Genomic DNA, 22,082 nt, shown 5'->3' with positions numbered 1-22,082 from the left:
TTTTGATGAAAAAGTGGAATGTGCTTATAGCGCTTAGTTTCGTATTGGTGCTCTGCGCATGCGGCGGACAGCCAGAAGAAGAAAATCCGGAAATTCCGGCGGGAGGAGATGCCTCAGTGAGCACTGACTGGACGTTTGACGTTCGTGCAAAGCAATCAGGCGAGATGTTGGAAGTTGAAATGGATGTCATAAACCAATCGGATGAGCAGCAAACACTTGTCTTTCCATCGTCACAAGAATACGAGCTTGTGCTTAAGAATGAGGAAGGGGAAGAGGTTTTCCGTTATTCAGAAAACCATATGTTTGCCCAAGTCATCGTTGAGCGTCAATTTGAACCAGGAGAACAAATTGAGTTGCAAAAGGAACGGATTCCAGTTGGCGATTTACCATCTGGCCATTATACATTAACAGCTGAGTTAGCTGTATCAAAAGAAACAATTGAAGCGCAAGGAGACGATAATCCGTTTGTACAAACAGTAGAAGTGGAAATCGAATAAGCGCACTAGACGCCTAAAGGGGTAGCTTTTGCTACCCCTTTAGGCGTTTTTCACTTTCTGCTTTCAAGGCTTCTATGAATGTTTGCCATTCCGGTCTCCCTTGTTCAGCAGGTAGCGAATCGATGTAGTTTTCATTCTGAATTTGTGTTTTTTCGGTGTTCCAAAAATGCTCAAACGGTGGTTTCATTCGCTGCTCCTTTCTGTATGGCTGAGTTGAATAAGGGAAAGCAATTCATCATCATTTAATTCTGTTAAAAACGCAGGCGTTTGCAGAACCCCCTCAGCAAGCGCTTTTTTCCCATTGATGAGCTGATCAATTCGTTCTTCGACAGTGCCAGCCGTCAGCAGTTTGTATACTTGGACAGGCTTTGTCTGACCGATCCGGTAAGCACGGTCTGTTGCTTGGTTTTCAACAGCTGGGTTCCACCACCGGTCGTAGTGAATCACGTTTGTTGCTTTTGTTAAGTTTAAGCCGACGCCTCCTGCTTTCAACGACAAGACAAATGCGGCTGCATGGGGGTCGTGTTGAAATTGGTCAATGGCCATACGCCGTTGGCTACGGGAGAGGCCACCGTGTAAAAAGGGCACAGGCACCCCATAGCGAGCTTGCAATTCGTGGCTAATCAACTTGCCCATCTCTTTATACTGCGTAAAAATCAAGACACTCTCGCCTTTTGAGAAAATGCTAGCGACAATGTCGAGGAAAGCATCCCATTTCCCTGATTGATGCCCCGCTATATCCCCGTCTTTATAAAATTGAGCAGGATGGTTGCAAATTTGTTTCATGCGCGTAATGGCGCGCAAGATCATTGCTTTCCGTTCCAAATGAGCGACTGTGGCGAGGCGTTCTGACACATCTTCCACTACTGCTTGGTAAAGGGCAGCTTGTTCCAGGGAAAGGGGGACAGACTCGGTCGTTTCCCGCTTGTTTGGCAGTTGTAGTCCAGTAGCAGGGTCATTTTTCGTACGGCGCAACAAAAACGGGCGTATTAACGTTTGCAACGCTTGTTGTTTCGTTTCATCATGGTCTCGCTCAATCGGGCGTATATAGGCTTTGTGAAAGCCGGCAAATGAGCCGAGCAATGATGGATTGAGCAAGTCCATCAATGACCACAATTCTTGAAGCCGGTTTTCAATTGGCGTTCCTGTTAAAGCAATGCGGTGTGTAGCTGACAGTTGGCGGATCGCTTGCCGCTGTTTTGTGTTTTTGTTTTTTATATGTTGAGCTTCATCCAAAATCAGGCCATTCCAGTGGACACTTTTGAAAAAGCGAGCATCCCTTAACGCGAGAGCATATGAAGTTAGAACGAGATCTGCTTCGGCCAGCCTCGCGTCTCCTTCTTCGAGGCGATCTTGGCCGTGATGGATAAACACCTTTAAGCTCGGCGCAAATCTTTTACATTCATCGGCCCAGTTGTAAAGCAGCGAAGTTGGGCAGATGAGGAGGAATGGCGTTGTTTGTTGCTCTGTTTGCTGTTCTTGGACATATAACATATAGGCGATTGTTTGAATTGACTTGCCTAAGCCCATATCGTCAGCTAAACAGCCGCCAAAGCCAACTTTGCGCAAATGGAAAAGCCAGTCAAGCCCTTGTTTTTGGTAAGGCCTCAACGTGCCTTTTAAGGCGGAAGGCATTGTAACCGGCTCAGGCTGCTGTTTATAGAGCGCGGTCAGCCTCTCTTCCAGCTCGTCTGTCCATTCTAGCTGGAATGGAACAGTGGAAAGAGCTTCGGGGACATCTTGTGTTTTCGTGATTTTCCAAGCATCTAAATAAGTAAAACGGCTATTGATATCTTCGAGATAGGCTTTAAGTTGTTTCGCTAACGTTGGATCCCAAGCTAGCCACTGGCCGTTTACATAAAGAAATGGTTTGTTTTCTTGTACATATTGATCAAACGTTTCCTCTGTAACTGCTTGCCCACCAATGGAGACTGTGTATTGGAAGTTCGCTAAATCTTGCCAGTTTAAAACGGGGTCTGCCCCATTTTGTGCGGTTTGGTGATCGCCAATTAGGCGAACGCTTAATGGACTTCGCTCTTTAAGCCATTTTGGCACAATCAATTGAATGCCCATTTCAGCGAGTTGCCTGTCGTAAGTGGTAAACAGCTGATACGCCTCTTCAGCACTCATCGTCTTTGTAGGAGCTCCAAGCGACAGGCCTGCTAATAGCGGAATGTGATTCGATATAAGCAATACATCGCTTTTTAACCGTGAGACAGGGTTTGTCCGCCAAGGATGACTGCCAGCCATCAGCTGTTCCATGCCTACTAATGTTTCTGGACGGTTACGATCAGCTACAGATAAAGAGACAGACCAGCTTTCCTTTGGAGACGGCGGATCGTGTAAAACAAGAGCTGTTTGAAACGGCTCCGCCTTTTTTAGGCCCAGCTGTTCTGCAAACAATGTGCTTGGCGGTGAAACTGTCTTCGAGCGTCCTGTTTCCAATGAATGCAAAAAAGGCACCATTTCCTGCGGCACGGCTTGTTTCCAAGCAGTGAAGGCAGCAGAGACGTTGTCAGCAGAAAGGAGGGAGCGTACGGCCTCATCAATAAGCGTTTTCAGCAATGTAGTTGCATGGTGCTCGATTTCGTCGCTTTGCCTATCACTGTTGGCCATTTGACTTGAGCGCAAAGAGAGAGCTGCTTTAGGCAGACTGGCAAAACAGTCTTCAAACCAAGCATCATTGATTGTTAATTTCCATAACCCGTCTTGCCCTGGCACGACAAGGCCTGCTCGTATAAATCCATAAATGCTTTCTACAATGGCAAGCCATGCTGAAAAGTCCGCCCCTAAGTGAAGCGGTTCTTTCTGTTTCCATGTCTGAAAAACAGGGAAATAAGCGATAAATTGTTTTATGGATAACGTGATTCCTTCAACTGGAAATGGGAAGGCGTCCCACCCTTCATTCGCTTGGTAAATCGTTGCCTCCCCCGCAGGTGACTGAAACAGGCGATTGTGGAGTGGGGCGTCTAGTAAAGCACGATCTGTCTCAATAAATGTGCCGTAAAAGGAATCAGGGTCTTCTTGAAAAAGAAGCAGTTTCAATTCAAATGGTGGAACCAAAAAAGGATAAATAAACCCATTTTGTCCAGTTCCTTTTCCTTGCGGTTGTTCGCCCCATAGAAAAAAACGACTGTCAATCCAGCCACCATGGATCCAAATGCTACTGCTTTTCAAGATGATTCAACTCCTCAATGAATGCCCTGTACGTTTTGTACACTTTTTTCAATTTCCCGATATACTCCCTGTAACGCACATGTTGGCCAAGCACCCGATACAATTCTTTTAAGCCAATGACATATTCAGCTGCTGCCACATAATGTTTTCTAGACCGTTTTTCCACCAGCCTGACGACAAATTGGTGATAAACAGGAAGAGCCAGTTCCGGACGGTTCGTTGCAAGCGCCTCAAGGAGCTCGATTTTTGGCGGTTGCAATGACAATGGGTTTTTTTCATACAACAAAAAATAATCCCGCGCTTGATCAAAATAGCGGTAACGGTTTAAAAGCTGTACGTAAACGATTCGCGTGGCCTCGTTATAAAGTCGTTCTTCCAGCTTAGGCAATAGGTACGCAAGGACAGATGATACTTGCTCTTGTCCCATTGCGGCTACAAGCTGTTCAAACCGTGTAAACATCGGAGCCTGGAGCCAGCGGTCCCACGTTCCGTAATGAACAGAAGTGGCTGGCTGCAAAGCAGTTTCAGACTCATCCGCATACCGCTGAAGCGAACCAAGGTGGCTTTTCTGATCCGGGAATAATTGGCTTAGCCAATGCTGAATTTGCCGATGGCGCCCCCGTTTGGCCAGGAGCATAAAGTGGTCCTCTACATCGTAAGTAGCGAGGTTGTTTGTCGCCACTAAAAACTGCAATGCTTGCAATTCCTTGCCAATAAACAAATAAAAATAGCTGGCCGCTAAGCGAACTTGTTTTGCCGCACCGTCAAAGGACGCTTTTGCAAAGGACTGCTCAATCGCTTCAAGAGAAGCCGCAGAAAAAACAGGCAAGCTGGCTTGCAACAGTTTTGGCCATGGGGACTGATCGTCTTTCAAGCTAGCTTTAAGTTGTTTGACGATCTCTTTCCCATATAGACGTTCTTCTTTGGTGGCGCTAAGTTGTTTCAAGTAGGTGAGCAAATAACTATGAATGGATTCGAAAAAGTGCTCTAAGCGCCGTTCGCACGCTTCCCAGCGCCCTTCTGTCTGCGCCTCGGCATAGATTGTCTTGATAAACAACATATAGCCGCGCCAATGGGGTTCAACAGTGGCTTCGACGCTTCGCTTTGCTTCAAGGGCAAGCACTTCTAAATGGGCAGGTGAAAAATACCTTGAAGAAACAAGCTTCCGGTATGTTGCTGAAAGCGTAGGGCCAAGTTGCATAGCAAGTGAATCTCGAAGATGTTGATTCACGCTGTCACCTCATTCACAAAAACAGTATCCCTTTATTTTACTTCTTTTGGCGGAGAAAAAAAAGTGGTGCTGCAAATGAGCGAGGGTAGAGGCACGAAAAGGCTTGTCCACGTTCAATTTTGCCCCCGTAAAAAAGCAAGCACGTTGGTTGGTGCTTGCAAAAAGCGGCTACTTGTTTAAGAGCTGCTCAATTTGCGTTCGGCGGTTTACAAGTTTTTTTAACCGCTGTTTGTGGGTGGAAATACGGGGGGCATCTTTTGCTTCTATCGCTTCAAACAACTCCATTAACACATAGTCGATTTCCAAGTTTAGCATATTATAAAGCGTACGCGGGCCGAGCGCTTTGCCATCATCTTTGTATTGAACCATCGAACCGTTTTTATTCATCATGATTTTCTCACTCCCGTCAATTTCAATCATGGATTCAACATCCCCGCCATTATAAGACGTAATATAGAGTGGTCCTTTGCTGGTTCGTTTGACAATCCCATTTCCTTTTTCTGATTGCAATAGGTTTTCCAAGGCATCTGAAAGCACATCGTCATACACATACAACACTTTTGCTTGCATCGTTAAAAATTCCTCATTGCGGATGAAGGGAAGTTCGTGTGTCAATTCCCCAAGCTCTACTGTCAAATAAATCGTTTTGGCGTCATAACGCCAGAAAAGTGCATAGTGCTGGCCCATCATGCGTTTAATAAATTGATGGAGGGCCGTTTTGGACAGATTGATTGAAAGTTCTTGAAATTCAATTGGCGTAAAGGAATCACGCATGATTCAAGCACTCCTTTTTCGACCTCAGGGCATCTTTTCGAGATTGCTTTATCCTATGTAAAAAAGCGAAAAAAAAGAAGCAAAACGCCCAGGTTCGAAAAAAATAGGCGTTTTGCTCCGCTTTAGAAGCGAAAGCTGTACCGCTTCGATACAACGTCGTAAAAGCCGAGAGAGTTGTATAATGCTTTTGTCGCTTCATTATTCATGCCAGTTTCTAATTCAATGCCTTTGATTTTGTGTTGCTCCGCCCAATAAATAATGCGCAGCAATAGTTTTTTAGCAATACCTTGGTTCCGGTACGCTTCTTCGACATACAATTCATTCAGCCAAATGTACTTTCCGCCTTTTTGAAAGCTTGTCAACGTGTTAAAAAAGGCAAATGCCACTGCTTTCCCTTCTAGTCTTGCGATAAAAAAATAGACGTGTGAGTCAGGGTGCAACGCTTCCTCCAAAATTTTTTCGATTTGTGACAATGCTTTTTTACCGGCAATCGCATGGAGCTGTTTTTCAAACAGGCTAGTCAACTCCCGCTTCGTTGTCTCTGTAGTTGTGTCTGAAGTTAATTCCAAAATTTCAATCATGCCTCATCCCCTCCCGGCAACAAGTTTATAAATGGAGCACCTTTTCCAAATAGCAGGCGATGCCGTCCTTTTCATTTGTCTCAGTCACGCAGTCAGCAACCGCTTTAATTTCGTCGATGGCATTGCCCATTGCAACGCCGTGGCCAGCATATTCAATCATTTCATAGTCATTCTCTTCGTCGCCAAAGGCAATGATGTTTCCTTGCTCAATTCCGTAATCGTTGGCGATTCTTTCGAGAGCGGTTGCTTTCGTCACATTGCGTGGGGCAATTTCTAAAATACGCGTTTCGCCTTTCCACCAGCGTTGCAGTGTTGTTTCCGTTCCCGTCTGTTGTAAGGTGTCGTGAAGGACATTGACTTTTTCGGGTTTTGGTTCAATAAGAATAGCAGTTGGTGCTTCTTTTACGAGTGCATGTAGTTCTCCTGTCCCAGCAGGTTCAACGCCGTCAGTCAGAAACTCTGCAAAAAAGCCAGCTTGTTTTTTCATATAAAACGTGTCGCCAATTTCCACCATCATATTAAAGACGCCGATGGTTTCACATCGTTTGATTAACTCCTTGCTATAAGCAAGTGGGATCGATTCTAGTATCCTTGGATAATGAGCGTCTAAGGGGTGATGGACCGACGCGCCATTAAAATTGATGATCGGCGTCGTTAGCTGTAATTCTTGATAATAACGTTTGCTTGCCCGATAAGGGCGGCCGGTCGCAATGGCGATAACATGACCCTTTTCTTTTGCTTTCATAAGCGCTGTTTTTGTCCGTGGCGAAATCTCTTGGTTTTTAAGGAGCAATGTGCCGTCTAAATCAAGAGCGATTAAATGTCTTTTAGCCATATTAAGTCCTTTCTACAAATGGTCACAAAAAGCGATCCTCATCCCAGTGCAGCAGCCCGTCACGTATGCTATAGTTATAGAAGCGAACAATTGCGAAAGGAGAACGCTTTGTATGGAAATGCTGTTGACGGAACTTGGATTCCGCGCTTTATGGACACCTGAGCTGATTATTGCTCTCGTCGGCGTTGCTTTTATATATAGCTGGTTTTTCAGGAGGACAAACGCTGGACCAAAACGAAAGCCACTCTTCTTTTTCCTCGGATTGGCAGCGCTTTACTTAGGATGGGGCAGTCCTCTTTATGTAACGGGGCATGTGATGATGACACTGCATATGTTACAAATGGTATTTGCTTATTTTATCGCTGTCCCACTTCTGTTGTTAGGCATTCCACAAGCGTGGTATGAGGCGGTTCGCTCAAAACTTGCTTTTAAGCCGCTTCGGCTGGTTTGGAATCCAATTTGTGCACTGCTTTTGTTTAATGGATTGTTTTCATTTTACCACGTTCCAGCAATGTTTGATATGCTCATGCAGTCGCCAGTGTTGCATAGTTTGTATGAATGGGTATTGCTTTTCACTGCGGCCCTGATGTGGTGGTTTATCTTATCGCCGTTGCCAAGCTCGTACAAGCTCCCCGATTTGCGGAGGATTTTTTACATATTTGCAAACGGCTTATTGATCACTCCTGCTTGTGCATTAATCATTTTTGCTCCGTCCGCTATGTATGCCACATACACAGACCCTCTTGTGTGGGCAAATGTAATGGCTTATTGTTTGCCTGGTGGGGCCGGACCAGAACTGATGTTGTCGGCATTTGGAAGCCCTGAATCCCTTTCTATTTTTGAAGCGCGAATTGATCAGCAGCTTGCTGGTGTGTTAATGAAAATTTTCCAAGAGATCGTTTACGGAATCGCAATTGGCTATGTATTTAAGCAGTGGCTGAAAAAAGAAAAATTGCAAGACGGCGAATTGACAATTAGCGATGTGCCTCATTCATAAAAACAGCTGTTAAGCTGTTTTTTCTTTTTAGTAAAATAAAATAAAAATACAGTTGAATTTATTTTTATTCAATCATATAATTAAACACATCCATAAAAAAGAACGGAACTGGCTAAAGGGAGTGGGACAATGGAAGTTGGCATTATAGGCGCGACAGGTTATAGCGGTCTTGAATTGATTCGTCTGTTGAAAAACCATCCTCAAGTAACAAATATTATGCTATATTCATCTTCGCAAAGTGGGGAAACGATCAACCGTCTGTATCCTCATTTACAAAATGAACAATGGAAGCCGTTAAAAGAAATCGACTTAAACAAGATTTCCGCTGAAATCGATGTGATGTTTTTAGCGACTCCTCCAGGTGTATCCGCAGAGTGGAGTGGTCCGTTGCTTGAGGCCGGGCTGTCTGTGATTGATTTAAGTGGCGATTTGCGTTTGACCGACCGGGGTGTTTATGAGAAATGGTATAAGCGCCCATCTGCAAAGGAAGGGCTTATAGAGCAGGCCATTTACGGTTTAAGCGAGTGGAACAAATCAACCATTAAAACTGCGAAATTGATTGCCAATCCTGGTTGTTTTCCAACGGCGGCTCTTTTAGCACTCATCCCGCTTATTCAAGCTGGTGCAATTGAGCGTGATTCGATTGTTATCGATGCAAAGTCAGGGACGTCGGGAGCCGGAAAATCGCCTACTTCGATGACGCATTTTAGTGAAACAAATGAGAATTTTAAAATCTATCAAGTCGCATCGCATAAACATACGCCAGAGATTGAGCAGCAATTGGCAAAATGGGGAGCGCAGCCACCGCTGTCTTTTCAACCTCATCTCGTCCCAATGGTAAGGGGGATTATGGCGACCATTTACGCCAAGGCGGCAAAACCCCTCAGCAATGAGTGGTTAACCGACTGCTATAACAGTGCTTATGAAAATGCTCCTTTTGTACGAATAAAAGAAAATGGAACGTTTCCGGCAACAAAACATGTTTTTGGCAGCAATTATTGCGATATTGGCTTTTGTTATGACGAGAGGACGGGACGTGTCATTGTTGCTTCTGTCATTGATAATCTCATGAAAGGAGCCGCTGGCCAGGCGGTTCAAAATTTCAATCTAATGCACGGATTTGACGAAACAGCAGGGCTTGAGGCCGTGCCAATGTATCCATAATGGGGAGTGGCGAGATGTTAACCAAACAGACAACTGGGCAAGCATGGAAGCAAATCAAAGGGTCGATTACCGATGTAAAAGGGTTCACGACAGCAGGCGCTCATTGTGGGCTAAAAAGAAAACGATTAGACATTGGCGCGATTTTCTGTGACGTGCCAGCCAATGCTGCTGGTGTATTTACGTTAAACCAAATTCAGGCAGCTCCGCTTAAAGTTACGAAGGAAAGCCTTGCTCATAGCAACGGCAAATTGCAAGCAGTGCTTGTTAACAGTGGAAATGCCAATGCATGTACAGGGGCGTCAGGACTCGTGGATGCCTATGAAATGCGGGCACTGGCAGCAGCAAAATTTGCGGTTCCAGAAGAGATGGTTGCTGTTACGTCCACAGGCGTGATCGGGGAAAAAATGCCGATGGAAAAAGTGCGCTCTGGAATTGAGGACCTGGTCCTGTCCAAGGAGTCGACTCCGTTTGCAGAAGCAATTTTGACAACGGATACTGGAACGAAAGAAGTATGTGTGGAAGTAGTGATTGATCAAAAGACAGTGCGAATCGCCGGCGTAGCCAAGGGATCAGGCATGATTCATCCAAATATGGCGACAATGCTTGGTTTTATCACAACCGATGCGAATATTGAGACTGCCGCATTAAAACGGGCGCTAGCCAAGGCAACGGATGAGACGTTCAACCGTATTACTGTAGACGGGGACACGTCAACAAATGACATGGTTCTTGTGCTTGCTTCTGGTCTTGCCGATAATCAACCTTTAGATGAAACGCACCCTGATTGGGCGAATTTTTATGGCGCTTTGTCTGCATGCGCAGAAAGTTTGGCCAAAAAAATTGCCAAAGACGGAGAAGGGGCGACGAAATTAATTGAAGTTCAAGTAGCTGGGGCTGTTAGTGATGAAGAAGCAGGCAAAGTCGCTAAGGCGATTGTTGGATCTGACCTAGTGAAAACGGCTGCTTACGGCAAAGACGGCAACTGGGGCCGAATCATTTGTGCTATTGGCTATAGCGGCTGCACGCTTGACCCGGACACGATTGACATCGCGATTGGTCCTTACGAGACACTTGTGCAAAGTGAACCTGTTGTTGTAGACGATGCCGCAATTAGCAAGTATATGGAAGCCGAAACGATCGTCATCAAAGCCGATCTCCACCAAGGACAAGGCGTCGGCAAAGCATGGGGCTGTGACTTAACATACGATTACGTCCGCATTAATGCAGGATACCGGACATAAGGAGGCGCCTGATGGCAACAGTGGTGATCAAAATAGGGGGAAGCATCCTTGAAGCGTTAGAGGAAGGATTTTATGAGGGAGTCGTTAAACGGGCTAGCCTAGGCGACAAGATCATGATCGTTCACGGGGGCGGGCCAGCGATTAACAATCTCTTACAAGCGATGGCAGTAGAATCACAGTTTGTGAACGGCTTGCGCAAAACAACGGCAGAAGTATTAACAGCCGCAGAAACAGCCTTATCCGGCCAAATCAACAAACAGCTTGTCCGCTCTCTTTATCAGGCAGGCGGGAAAGCCATTGGCTTATCCGGCAGTGACGGACATCTATTGAAAACTATCCCAATTGACACAGACAAACTAGGCTTTGTCGGAGCGGTCGAGTCGGTGAATGTTGATGTGCTTTTCAATGTTGTTAAAGCTGGCTACATACCGGTTATTGCGCCGATTGGAATGGATGCAAACTATCAACCATACAACATTAATGCGGATACGGCCGCTGCTGCGGTCGCTAAAGCGAGCAAAGCGGAGGAGCTCGTATTCGTCACCGATGTAGACGGTGTCCAAAAAGACGGGAAAGTCATTAAGGAAATGGATGAGGTTTTGGCAAAGCACTATATAGAAGAGGGCGTTATCTATGGAGGAATGGTGCCAAAAGTGAACGCATGTTTAGACAGTTTAAGCGGGGCATTGACGAAAGCACGAATTGTCAACGGCAAAAAGACGTATCACCCTTCCGCAGGGACGGCAATTGTTAAACAAAGTAACGTCCTCACATCGGGCGCTTAAAGAAAGGAAGAGCAATGGTGAGCTATTTATTCCCAACCTATTCTAAAAAAAGCCTCCGTATTAAAGAAGGACGAGGGGCATGGCTGCAAACAGAAGACGGAAAAGACTATCTTGATTTTATGGCCGGCATTGCCGTTTGCAATTTGGGGCACCGCCACCCTAAAGTCGTAGCGGCGCTCCATCAGCAAGTCGACCGCCTTTGGCACGCATCGAACCTCTTCCACTATGATGTCCAGGAAGAAGCGGCAAAACAATTGGTACAGGCAAGTGCGTGTGATTATGTATTTTTCACAAACAGCGGTACAGAAGCGAATGAAGCGGCGATTAAGCTAGCACGCAAAGCGACTGGAAAAAATCATATTGTATCGATGAAACAATCTTTCCATGGCCGAACACTTGGAAGCATGGCCGCGACAGGGCAAGACGGGATTAAAAGCGGTTTTGGGCCAATGCTGCCGTCTTTTTCATATGCTCAGTTTAACGATATGGCTTCCTTGCATGAAGCGGTCTCCGAGGAAACAGCAGCAATTATGGTAGAAATCGTTCAAGGCGAGGGAGGCGTCCATGTCATGACAGCGTCTTTTGCCGAAGCGATGGTGGCCCTTTGCAAGGAACAGAATTTGCTGCTCATTGTCGATGAGATTCAAACGGGCATGGGACGTACCGGCAAACTGTTTGCCTATGAACATTACGGCCTCGATCCAGATATTGTGACTGTTGCGAAAGGGCTAGGCAATGGCTTTCCAATTGGAGCGATGCTTGGCAAAGCGTCTTTAAAAGAAGCATTTGGCATAGGCAGCCATGGTTCTACGTTTGGCGGCAATCCTTTAGCTGCTGCAACGGCAATAGCGGTCTTAGCCGAATTAAGCGCAGATGGCTTCTTGCCAGAAGTGGAAGAGAAGGCGGAGCGTTTTGTTGCTTATTTAAAAGGGGAGCTTAGTGGCATTGCAATCGTTAAAGATATACGCCACAAAGGTTTTTTGATTGGCATTGAAACTGCGATACCGGCACTCGACTTAATTGCAGCGTGTGAGCAACAAGGTTTGCTGCTGCTTCCGGCAGGCAGCCATGTGACACGGCTGTTGCCGCCGCTTACCGTGTCAGAAAGCGAATGGCGCAAAGCTGTGGCGATCATCAAACAAGCGGCAACGATCTATGAACGAGAGAACAGCTTTTCCTCTTAAAAATAGAGGGATTGCTGCGCCTATAAATGAATTTTTATAACTTATATAGAATAAATATAAATTTTGGGGTGGTGAGCGGATGAAAGGCTCGATCGTATTGGAAACGGGAGAAACATTTGTAGGTAACTGGCATGGCGAACCTAAGCAAGTTGAAGGCGAAATTGTCTTCTTTACTGGCATGACAGGTTATCAAGAAGTGATAACTGATCCATCATTTAAAGGACAAATCGTCGTGTTTACGTACCCGTTGATCGGAAATTACGGCGTTAATGAAAGTGATTTTGAAAGCAGCAAGCCGCAAGTCGAAGGCGTCATTGTTTGCGAAGCTGCCAGTGACCCATCACATTGGAAAATGAAAAAAAGCGTTGTCGACTACTTAAGTGAACACCGCATTCCATATATGTCAGGGGTAGATACACGGGCAATTGTGAAACGAATTCGCCAACATGGAGACATGCGTGCAGTATTGACGACTGATTCCCGAAATGCCAATGTCCAGGAGACGAGGCTTTTGTCTGATAAGTTTGTTGTTGCCGATGTGAGCGTCACAGAACCTGTCGTTTACAACGCCACAGGCACAACCCATATTGCCGTACTAGACTATGGCTGTAAACAATCAATCATTCGTTCACTTGTCAAAAAAGGCGCGAAAGTGACGCAGCTTCCATACAACACAGATTTTGCTGTGCTCGAAGCACTTAAACCGGACGGTGTCCTTCTCTCAAATGGACCTGGAAATCCAAAGCAGCTGCAAGCTTTGTTGCCAGACATTAAAAAGGTGGCGGAAACGTTTCCGACGCTAGGCATTTGCTTAGGCCACCAGTTGCTTGCATTGGCTTACGGAGGGGACACACAAAAGCTCCGATTCGGCCATCGCGGCGCAAACCAGCCGGTGCTTGACAGCTGCACAGGGCGTGTGTGTATGACTTCGCAAAACCATAGTTATGTAGTGACAGAAGAATCGCTCGCTTCATCGATCCTTGAACCTCGTTTTTACAACATTAATGATCGATCGATCGAAGGCCTCGTTCATCCGAAACGGCCAGTCATGAGCATCCAGTTTCATCCGGAAGCAAGCCCAGGTCCAGTCGATTCGACTGAAATCTTTGATGCGTTTTTGGCGCCGCTTTTAAGCAAAGGGAGAGATCACCAATATGCGTAAACCACACATCAAGACGGTCCTTGTCATTGGTTCAGGGCCAATTGTCATCGGCCAGGCAGCAGAATTTGATTATTCCGGCACGCAAGGTTGCTTAGCGTTAAAAGAAGAAGGCATCCGTGTTGTGCTGTTAAACCCAAACCCAGCAACAGTCATGACCGATGATTCATGTGCGGATACGGTTTATTTTGAACCGTTATCGGTCGAGACGGTTGTCAACATTTTCGAGAGGGAGAAACCTGACGGGCTGTTGGCGACGCTAGGCGGGCAAACAGGTTTAAATCTTGCCTTAAAGCTTCATGAGCAAGGCTTGCTCGCTGCCTATGGCGTCGAACTGCTTGGCACGCCGATTGAATCGATCCAAAAAGGGGAAGACCGTGAGCAATTTCGGGCTTTAATGCATCAATTAAACGAGCCGGTGCCTGATAGTGAAATTGTCCATAGTGCGTCTGAAGCGCTACGCTTTGCTGAACAAGCTGGCTATCCGATCATTGTCCGTCCAGCTTACACGCTTGGTGGTGCAGGGGGCGGGATCGCCGATTGTGAAAAAGAGTTAAAAGCAATCATAGAAAATGGGCTCGCCCAAAGCCCGATAAGCCAATGTTTAATTGAAAAAAGCATCGCTGGCTTTAAAGAAATTGAATATGAAGTGATGCGTGATGAAAACGACACGTGCATTACAGTTTGTAATATGGAGAACATTGATCCTGTCGGCATTCACACAGGCGATTCCATTGTTGTGGCGCCATCGCAAACCCTTACCGATAAAGACTATCAAATGCTGCGTGCCGCGTCCTTAAAAATTATCCGCGCCTTAGGAATCATTGGCGGATGCAACATTCAATTTGCGCTTGACCCGAACAGCGACCGTTACTATTTAATCGAAGTCAACCCTCGCGTCAGCAGGTCGTCGGCGCTTGCTTCAAAAGCAACTGGCTATCCAATCGCCCGGATGGCGGCAAAACTGTCAATTGGCTACTATTTGCATGAATTGAAAAATCCGGTGACTGGCTATACATACGCCAGTTTTGAACCTAGCTTGGATTATTGTATTGTCAAATTCCCACGCTGGCCATTTGATAAATTTTTTACCGCTAACCGCAAGCTTGGTACACAAATGAAAGCAACTGGTGAAGTGATGGCGATTGAACGTTCGTTTGAAGCAGCTGTCCAAAAAGCGATTCGCTCTTTGGAAATTGATGTAGCCGGCTTGGAAATGCCGGTGCTTAGCGGCAGTGGGGAAAAGGAGCTTTGGCAGCACGTGCTCCAAGCAGATGACGCTAGGTTGTTTGCGCTATTTGAACTTTTGCGCCGCGGTGAAACGTGTGCCAACCTCCATGAGAAAACAAACATAGATATGTTTTTCTTGAAGAAGTTCGAAAAGCTGGTGCACTTAGAAAAAGAAACAAAGCAGCTATCGCTCGAATCCCTTTCAAAAGAAGCGCTGCACCGGTTAAAAATCGCTGGTTTTTCGGATGAAACGATCGCCTGTTACTTAGGGGCGCCAAAGGAAAAAGTGACAGCCAAACGGATCGATTGGGGAATAAAGCCAGCTTATAAAATGGTTGACACATGCGCTGCTGAATTTGAAGCAGCAACTCCTTATTTTTACTCAAGTTATTACGGAGAAAATGAAGCCATGCCGAGTACCCAAAAAAAAGTGCTCATTATCGGCTCGGGGCCAATCCGCATCGGCCAAGGAATTGAGTTTGATTATTGTTCAGTCCATGGCGCTAAAGCCGTTCGCAAACAAGGCTATGAAGCAATTATTATGAACAACAATCCTGAAACGGTAAGCACTGATTATGCCACCGCAGATAGACTATACTTTGAGCCACTCTCTTTTGAAGATGTATACGCCGTTTGCGCGTTGGAACAGCCAGAAGGCATCATTGTTACATTAGGCGGGCAAACAGGGATTAAATTAGTGCAGGAGCTAGAGGAAGCTGGCCTCCCTGTGCTTGGCGTATCTGCTGATACGATTGACATGCTTGAGGACAGACAACGTTTTTATGCATTTATGAACAACATTGGCGTCCCCCATATTCCTGGCGAAACAGCCAATGATTTGGAAGACGCTTGCTGCCGGGCTAAGGCAACGGGCTACCCAGTGCTTCTCCGCCCTTCTTATGTGATTGGCGGGCAAGGGATGGCGCTTGTTTCTAGTGAAAATGAGCTGACTTCTTATTTACAAAACCATGAGTACAGCGGGTTGTTTCCATTATTAATTGATCATTTTATTGAAGGGATCGAGATCGATGTCGATGTATTAACCGACGGCAAATCAATCCGAATAGCTGGCATGTTTGAACATGTTGAAAAAGCAGGTGTCCATTCAGGCGACAGTACCGCTGTTACACCGCCCCATACTTTATCGGCGTCTATGTTGGCGCAATTGGAAGAAGCGGCGAAAAAAATAGCGACTGGCATTCACTTTCGTGGCCTCTTTAATATTCAGTTTGTTGTTGCCGGCGACCGATATTATGTGATTGAAGTCAATCCTCGGGCTTCACGGACAGTACCACTTCTTGCCAAAATTTACGGAGAGCCATTTGTCGAACAAGCAGTGAAGCTTATGCTAGGCTGTTCCATCAATGAGCTGGCTCCACCGAAAAAACAAGGCGATTTTGTTGCCGTAAAAGCACCGGTGTTTTCATACAGTAAGCTAGCAGGGCTCGATCCACTTCTTGGCGCGGAAATGAAGTCGACTGGAGAGTTGCTCATGATTGGGAAAAGTGTAGAAGAAGCGTTTGCCAAAGTGTTTGCTCCTTTTGAAGAACCAATCTCTTTGTATAAACCAAGAGAAGAGAAATCGGTTTTTGTGGATCTTGCGGATGAGCATAAGCACGATTTTTCTGAGATTTTGCAGAAACTGGAACAAGTAGGGTGTACGTTAGTAGAAGACGATTTTGCCAATTGGCTAGAAAGCCCCCATGCGTGTGCGTTAATCAGCGTGCCGCCTCTTGGTAAGCGTGACGGAGCAAATATGCGAATGGCAGCACTGGCCAAACAATTGACCGTGATCTCAGCAAAAGAGACAGCCACAGCCATGCTCGCTTATTTTGAGCAATCGAAAAAAAGCTGCAAGCCCATCCAGGAATGGCATCGCTTGCGAAAAACGGAAATGGCAGGGGAGACGAATTAATATGGAGACGGTAAAAACAAAGTTGACAGGGAAACACTTGCTCACGCTGCTTGACTTTACGCCAACGGAAGTAGCGCAGCTGTTAGAAGAGGCTAAAGCGTTAAAAGCAGCCTTGAAAAAAGGAGAGCCTCACACTCTTCTTGCTGGTAAGTCACTTGGGATGATTTTTGAAAATGCTTCAACACGTACACGCGTTTCCTTTGAAGTTGGAATGACGCAATTAGGCGGGCACGCCCTTTTTCTTAGCAGCCGCGATTTGCAAATCGGCAGAGGAGAGCCGGTGAAAGACACGGCCAATGTGCTTTCTCGTTATGTAGATGCGATTATGATCCGCACGAATTCCCACAAGAAAGTTGTGGAATTTGCAAAGCATTCTTCTGTGCCGGTTATTAACGCTCTAACGGACGCTTTCCATCCTTGTCAGGCGCTGGCAGACGCATTGACCATTATGGAGCATAAAGGCACATTGGCTGGAAAGAAACTTGTCTATATTGGCGACGGCAACAATGTTGCTCATTCCCTGCTTGCTGTAGGCGCCAAAACGGGCATGGATGTCACAGTTGCTAGCCCGAAAGGTTATGAAGTCGATCAAGCGATTTTTGCTAAAGCGCAAGAAGCTGCTATGCAAACAGGCGCCAAGCTGGTGAGCACAAATGACCCTGAAGCAGCTGTGGCAGACGCTGATGTTCTTTATACGGACGTGTGGGCAAGCATGGGCTACGAGCAAGAGCAAACGAGCAGAGCAGAAGCGCTAGCTCCTTACCAAGTTAATCATAAGTTGGCAAAAGGAGCCAAAGACGATTATCTGTTCTTGCATTGCTTGCCTGCCCATCGAGGCGAAGAAGTAACCGCAGACGTCATTGATGGCTCCCATTCAGCCATTTACGACCAAGCAGAAAACCGCCTTCATGTACAGAAAGCAATTTTGGCCGCCCTTATTCGTTAACCGCACAATGCTTCAAGGACCAGTACGATTACTGGTCCTTTTGCCTCTCATAGAAAAGGCGATTTCTTGTTTTTAGCCTGATCTTTTTTCCCATCTTGCACATAGAATAGAATAACGACGAATAAAAGCAGGAGAGATAAAGAATGCCCGTCTATGTTCGCTATATTGACCTTAGTGGGTATACGTACAGTTATAGCTTGCCAGAGCGTCCAAATGGGTATGCAGTGTTTGTGATGGCGGACGACGACTCTCCTTATAAAGAAAAGGCACGTGTGCTTGCAAACAGCTTGATTGAAAAAGGTTACACGGTATTAACTGCCTTCCGCCTAAAAGCACATTGGGGTTCGCCAAAAGCGGTTGCTCATGCCAGGCAGGTTATTTCCCTTTTCATAAAACAAGAAACGGTGAATAAACGGATTTTTATTTGTGCTGAAGGGGCGAGTGCCCTAATTGCCAAACAACTACTAGCGGATGCAACCCTTGAAGTGAGGGCTGCAGCTTTAATCAAGCCAGTGTTGTCATTAGAAGCGGCCTTTCAAGCGATTAAAAAAGACGAATTGGCTGGCAAACGTTTTTTAAAGGAAGTCAAAGCAGCATACAAGCTAAACGGACAAATCGATGTCGCATATTTGCGCGCTATTGACCAACAGCAGCGCTTAATCGATCGCAACCGCCCACTTGCGGCAACGCGTATTTATCAATTATTTTCTGAAGCAACCGCACAACCGACTAACCTTTCAAGCGCCCAATATGCAGACTATTACTTTTTCGCTTCTTTACAAAACCCAGCAGAGTTAAGCAAGCAAATGGCTTCCTTTTTTGCTTCTTTCCATTGAAAGTTCGAGGATGATGACGAAATCGAGTAACAAGGAAAGGGGAGATAAGGACGGTGAAGCATGTCAAAATTGCAGGAGGGCTTGGGTTTATTGGCTTTCATTTGGCGCAGAAGTTGCTTGATGAAGGCTGGTTGGTTACAGCGGTTGATTCATTAGAAAATCGTAGCGAGTTAAAGCTTGCTTTAGAAATGGAGCTTGGCCGAAATGCCCATTTCACCTTTTTGCAAACAAAGATTGAACAGGTTGATTTTGGCGATGCAGATGTGGTGGTTTATGCAGCCGATAATGAAAATCGGGCTGCTTTAGAAGCGGTTTTGCGCAAGTGCCAGCCTGACTGTTTATTTGTGTTTTTGTCAACGACGGATGTTTACGAATATAGCGGCGAATGGCGGGTACAGCCTGTGACTGAATATGGGAAAGCGATGCTAGCGCAAGAAGAAAACATTCGCGTGACTTGTGCAGAAACGGGGGGCGCCGCCGTCATTATTCGTTTACCGACTGTTTACGGGCTCCATCAGCCTTATCATTTAAAACTAGGCAGACAGTTCGTATCTTATGAGGATGAAACAGGCAAAACGGAATCCATGCATGATCTTCTTTATATTGACGATGTGACAAGCGCGTTAGCTGCAGCGATGGCAATTGACAGCGGGCAGCATACCATTCATTTAGGTAGCGGCACATCCAATCCGTTTGAACGAACAGGGAAGAGCAATGGCCTTGATTACCAAAAAGCCCATGAGCTATTAGGCTTTTTTCCACGAACTTCTTTAGCAGAGGGCATTAAAAAATACCAACTTGCCCACGAAGAATGGCAAAGGCAAAAAAAACTGGCAGCGATGTACGATGAAACAAAGAGCATGGCAGCTAAGCATCCAAACACAAATCAGTGACAAAGATGACGAAAAACGGCAGTTGCATTTTTCACAACTGCCGTTTTTTCGTGTTTTACTCGGTCATACTGTCTTGGTAAAAGGAGTTTTCGTAAAAATGGAGGCCTGGATATTTATCTTGCGCTGTCCTCATTTGGAATTCATTCTCAAACAAAGCAACAATCCGGCCTTCTCTGTCGGTGACGAGGTTGCGCTGTTTCTCTTTAAATCGTTTCATCTCTTCTTCGCCGCCGCTGATCCAACGGGCAAAAGAAAACGGCAACCGTTCCATCTGGATATCGACATTGTATTCAGCGTGGAGACGGTGTTCAAGCACTTCAAATTGGAGTACGCCAACCACGCCGACAATTTGTTGTTCAACGTACTTATTATAGGTTTTAAATAACTGGATCGCGCCCTCTTCCGTTAATTGTTGCAAGCCTTTCTCATATGATTTGTGCTTTAAAGCTTCTTTCACCGTAATGCTTGCGAAGTGCTCTGGTGAGAAATGAGGCATTTCATTAAACTCAAACGATTCACCATCAACAAGCGTGTCGCCGATTCGAAATGTACCTGGGTCAAATAAACCGATAATGTCGCCAGCATACGCTTCATCAACAATGCTGCGGTTTTGCGCTAAAAATTGTGTTGGCTGCGAGAGTTTTAGCGGTTTGTTGGTCCGGACATGCTTGACGTTCATTCCCCGTTTAAATGTACCAGAAGTGATCCGCAAAAATGCGACGCGGTCCCGGTGTTTAGCATTCATATTGGCTTGCACTTTAAAAATAAAACCGGAAAAATGTTCCCGAGAAAGGGGGTCAATCGTCCCAATCGAGCTCTCCCGGGAAGCTGGCGCAGGAGAAAGCTTTAAAAAATGGTCCAGAAACGTTTGAACGCCGAAGCTTGAAATCGCCGAACCGAAAAATACAGGTGTCAGTTCGCCTTTGTCAATCCGTTCTTTGTCATATTCATCACCAGCGACATCAAGGAGTTCTAGCTCTTCCCGGAACTGACGGACCAGTTGTTCATCGCCAATTGCTTCATCCAACTTCGGATCGTCTGGCCCGCTTAGTTGAATCGTATCAATCGCCTTTGGATTGTCAGGATTGTATAATTCTAGTTTTTGCTGGTGACGGTCATAAACAGCTTTAAATGATTGGCCCATGCCAATCGGCCAGCCCATTGGGTATGAACGAATGCCAAGGAGATTTTCTAGTTCTTCCATTAATTCAAATGGATCACGCCCTTGACGGTCAAGTTTGTTAATGAACGTGAAAATCGGAATATTGCGGAGGCGGCAGACTTTAAAAAGCTTTTTCGTCTGTGCTTCAACTCCTTTGGCAGCGTCAATTAACATTGCGGCAGAATCAGCAGCAGTCAATGTGCGGTACGTATCTTCCGAAAAATCTTCGTGGCCAGGTGTATCGAGAATATTGACATGAAAGCCATTGTACTGGAATTCAAGCACAGAGCTTGTAACCGAGATGCCACGCTGTTTTTCAATTTCCATCCAATCACTCATTGCGTGTTTGCTATTTTTGCGCCCTTTCACTGTTCCTGCTTCCCGTATGGCACCGCCAAAAAGAAGCAACTTTTCAGTTAATGTTGTTTTTCCGGCATCGGGGTGGGAGATAATCGCAAAGGTACGCCTTGCTAAAATTTCTTCTTTTAATGCTGGGTTCATGAATCAACCTCATTTCCAAATCGATTTTTCCATTATAGCAAGAAACGGCCCTGCTTTCATCTTTGAAAAGCAAATCGGTCCATCCTTGCCATCGAGCAACCGTTCAGTTATCTTAAAAGAGAATACATATAAAGGGGTTATTTCAATGGAGCAACACGAAAGAAATTTGAAGTTTATGGAAATCGCCATGAAGCATGTACCTGAAGCGCGTAAATTGCTAGAAGGCAAAGGCATAGAAGTAACAATGGATGAATTGCAGCCGCTGCTTTCATTGTTGCTTCATGTGATGAACGAAGCATACGAACTTGGGTTAAACGAGCAGGAATGAAAAAGGATAACCAGTAAGCGCAAAATAGGGCACAGGTTTGTTTACAAGCATGACAGAACGAAGTACCAAAGCAGGCTGATACAAAGCCCGTGCGCTTGCTGTCATCCCAATAATGGCCTGATTCGACAGAATGAAAGTAGGGAAGAAACGATCCACCAATGGTTTAAGCATTGATGGATAAAAAAGGGGCATAAAGCTAATCGCTATCTTTCGTTTCTTTTTTACTTTGCCAAAATTCTTTGGCCGCGCCAATGATAGGCTTGACTTGTTCAATAATAGGAGAGATTGCTTGGATAAGGGCAATGACTTGAACGAGCTGGCTTGCGTTGTCTAACTCATCAGGCGTTTCTCCCTCTGTTTCTGCCGCTGTTTCTATTTCTGCTTCTTGTTCGATTGGTTCGCTTTGTCTTGGCGGCCTTGGGCCAAACATCATGGTTGAGAAGAAGTCTTGCTCGCTATTGCGCATATGTGACGCCTCCTTCTGTTCCTTTCATTTTATATTAGTGTATAGCCATTCGCCGTAATCGTGAGACGGCATGCGCCCGTTCTCGCGCATTATTTAGACAAAAACGTTCTGGACAGCAACAAAAATGGTTGCTAATATTAGGATCAGGTACTAATTTTAAAAACACGTCTTTTAAAGTAG

Annotated in this window: 20 protein-coding genes; 12 read left to right on the top strand and 8 right to left on the bottom strand. The window is 45.7% G+C overall.

Features of this window, described 5'->3' with window-relative positions; genetic code table 11:
• The first annotated feature begins 5 nt into the window (after positions 1-5).
• Positions 6-497: a BsuPI-related putative proteinase inhibitor gene (locus V5G21_RS01635; RefSeq protein ID WP_011247409.1), complete on the top strand. Its 492-nt coding sequence runs from the start codon at positions 6-8 to the stop codon at positions 495-497.
• Positions 498-528: 31 nt separating this feature from the next.
• On the opposite strand, the gene V5G21_RS01630 is transcribed toward V5G21_RS01635, so the two are convergent.
• From V5G21_RS01630 to V5G21_RS01605, 6 genes are all read right to left on the bottom strand, one after another.
• On the bottom strand, positions 529-684 hold the full coding sequence (locus V5G21_RS01630; protein ID WP_011247408.1) for a hypothetical protein: 156 nt from the start codon (positions 682-684) through the stop codon (positions 529-531).
• Positions 681-3,674 (bottom strand): DEAD/DEAH box helicase, encoded by a 2,994-nt coding sequence (locus V5G21_RS01625; RefSeq protein WP_035201775.1) that lies wholly within the window; start codon positions 3,672-3,674, stop codon positions 681-683. Before V5G21_RS01625 ends, V5G21_RS01630 begins: the two co-directional genes overlap by 4 nt.
• Positions 3,661-4,905: a hypothetical protein gene (locus V5G21_RS01620; RefSeq protein ID WP_142300126.1), complete on the bottom strand. Its 1,245-nt coding sequence runs from the start codon at positions 4,903-4,905 to the stop codon at positions 3,661-3,663. The genes V5G21_RS01625 and V5G21_RS01620 overlap by 14 nt, the downstream gene beginning before the upstream one ends.
• Positions 4,906-5,073: 168 nt before the next feature.
• Positions 5,074-5,679 carry a hypothetical protein gene (locus V5G21_RS01615; protein ID WP_011247405.1) on the bottom strand — a complete coding sequence of 202 codons (606 nt, stop codon included), beginning with the start codon at positions 5,677-5,679 and terminating at the stop codon, positions 5,074-5,076.
• 122 nt (positions 5,680-5,801) lie between these two features.
• Positions 5,802-6,260: a GNAT family N-acetyltransferase gene (locus V5G21_RS01610; protein ID WP_011247404.1), complete on the bottom strand. Its 459-nt coding sequence runs from the start codon at positions 6,258-6,260 to the stop codon at positions 5,802-5,804.
• Positions 6,261-6,285: 25 nt separating this feature from the next.
• Positions 6,286-7,095, bottom strand: coding sequence for a Cof-type HAD-IIB family hydrolase (locus tag V5G21_RS01605; protein WP_011247403.1), 810 nt, complete (start codon positions 7,093-7,095; stop codon positions 6,286-6,288).
• Between the two features lie 112 nt (positions 7,096-7,207).
• On the opposite strand from V5G21_RS01605, the gene ctaG reads away from it, so the two are divergent.
• The 10 genes from ctaG (at position 7,208) to V5G21_RS01555 (ending at position 19,445) form a co-directional block, all read left to right on the top strand.
• Positions 7,208-8,092 (top strand): cytochrome c oxidase assembly factor CtaG, encoded by an 885-nt coding sequence (ctaG, locus tag V5G21_RS01600; RefSeq protein WP_082111826.1) that lies wholly within the window; start codon positions 7,208-7,210, stop codon positions 8,090-8,092.
• Between the two features lie 129 nt (positions 8,093-8,221).
• Positions 8,222-9,256, top strand: coding sequence for an N-acetyl-gamma-glutamyl-phosphate reductase (gene argC / locus V5G21_RS01595; RefSeq protein ID WP_035201771.1), 1,035 nt, complete (start codon positions 8,222-8,224; stop codon positions 9,254-9,256).
• Positions 9,257-9,270: 14 nt separating this feature from the next.
• Positions 9,271-10,497, top strand: a complete 1,227-nt coding sequence (gene argJ, locus V5G21_RS01590) for a bifunctional ornithine acetyltransferase/N-acetylglutamate synthase (RefSeq protein WP_011247400.1) — start codon at positions 9,271-9,273, stop codon at positions 10,495-10,497.
• Between the two features lie 11 nt (positions 10,498-10,508).
• Positions 10,509-11,282 (top strand): acetylglutamate kinase, encoded by a 774-nt coding sequence (argB, locus tag V5G21_RS01585; protein ID WP_035201770.1) that lies wholly within the window; start codon positions 10,509-10,511, stop codon positions 11,280-11,282.
• 17 nt (positions 11,283-11,299) lie between these two features.
• The gene (locus V5G21_RS01580; RefSeq protein ID WP_011247398.1) at positions 11,300-12,466 is read left to right on the top strand and encodes an acetylornithine transaminase; all 1,167 of its coding nucleotides are present in this window, start codon (positions 11,300-11,302) and stop codon (positions 12,464-12,466) included.
• Positions 12,467-12,545: 79 nt separating this feature from the next.
• On the top strand, positions 12,546-13,628 hold the full coding sequence (locus V5G21_RS01575; RefSeq protein ID WP_011247397.1) for a carbamoyl phosphate synthase small subunit: 1,083 nt from the start codon (positions 12,546-12,548) through the stop codon (positions 13,626-13,628).
• On the top strand, positions 13,621-16,770 hold the full coding sequence (locus V5G21_RS01570) for a carbamoyl phosphate synthase large subunit (RefSeq protein ID WP_011247396.1): 3,150 nt from the start codon (positions 13,621-13,623) through the stop codon (positions 16,768-16,770). Before V5G21_RS01575 ends, V5G21_RS01570 begins: the two co-directional genes overlap by 8 nt.
• A 1-nt stretch (position 16,771) precedes the next feature.
• Positions 16,772-17,716, top strand: a complete 945-nt coding sequence (argF, locus tag V5G21_RS01565; RefSeq protein ID WP_011247395.1) for an ornithine carbamoyltransferase — start codon at positions 16,772-16,774, stop codon at positions 17,714-17,716.
• A gap of 143 nt (positions 17,717-17,859) precedes the next feature.
• Positions 17,860-18,552, top strand: coding sequence for a hypothetical protein (locus V5G21_RS01560; protein WP_011247394.1), 693 nt, complete (start codon positions 17,860-17,862; stop codon positions 18,550-18,552).
• A gap of 53 nt (positions 18,553-18,605) precedes the next feature.
• Positions 18,606-19,445, top strand: a complete 840-nt coding sequence (locus tag V5G21_RS01555; RefSeq protein WP_011247393.1) for an NAD-dependent epimerase/dehydratase family protein — start codon at positions 18,606-18,608, stop codon at positions 19,443-19,445.
• 55 nt (positions 19,446-19,500) lie between these two features.
• Here the strand turns inward: V5G21_RS01555 and V5G21_RS01550 are convergent, their stop codons facing one another.
• Complete coding sequence (locus tag V5G21_RS01550; RefSeq protein WP_011247392.1) at positions 19,501-21,108, bottom strand: peptide chain release factor 3; 1,608 nt, start codon at positions 21,106-21,108, stop codon at positions 19,501-19,503.
• A gap of 145 nt (positions 21,109-21,253) precedes the next feature.
• On the opposite strand from V5G21_RS01550, the gene V5G21_RS01545 reads away from it, so the two are divergent.
• Positions 21,254-21,436, top strand: a complete 183-nt coding sequence (locus V5G21_RS01545; protein ID WP_035201913.1) for a ComZ family protein — start codon at positions 21,254-21,256, stop codon at positions 21,434-21,436.
• 196 nt (positions 21,437-21,632) lie between these two features.
• Here the strand turns inward: V5G21_RS01545 and V5G21_RS01540 are convergent, their stop codons facing one another.
• Positions 21,633-21,902: a hypothetical protein gene (locus tag V5G21_RS01540; protein ID WP_035201768.1), complete on the bottom strand. Its 270-nt coding sequence runs from the start codon at positions 21,900-21,902 to the stop codon at positions 21,633-21,635.
• Positions 21,903-22,082: the final 180 nt, after the last annotated feature.

Origin of the sequence: Shouchella rhizosphaerae (genome assembly GCF_036700015.1) — a bacterium.
In the GTDB taxonomy this organism is placed as follows: Bacteria; Bacillota; Bacilli; order Bacillales; family Bacillaceae_D; genus Shouchella; species Shouchella rhizosphaerae.
The sequence above is the reverse complement of the archived record's forward strand: the minus strand, read 5'-3'. Positions and strand labels throughout refer to the sequence as shown.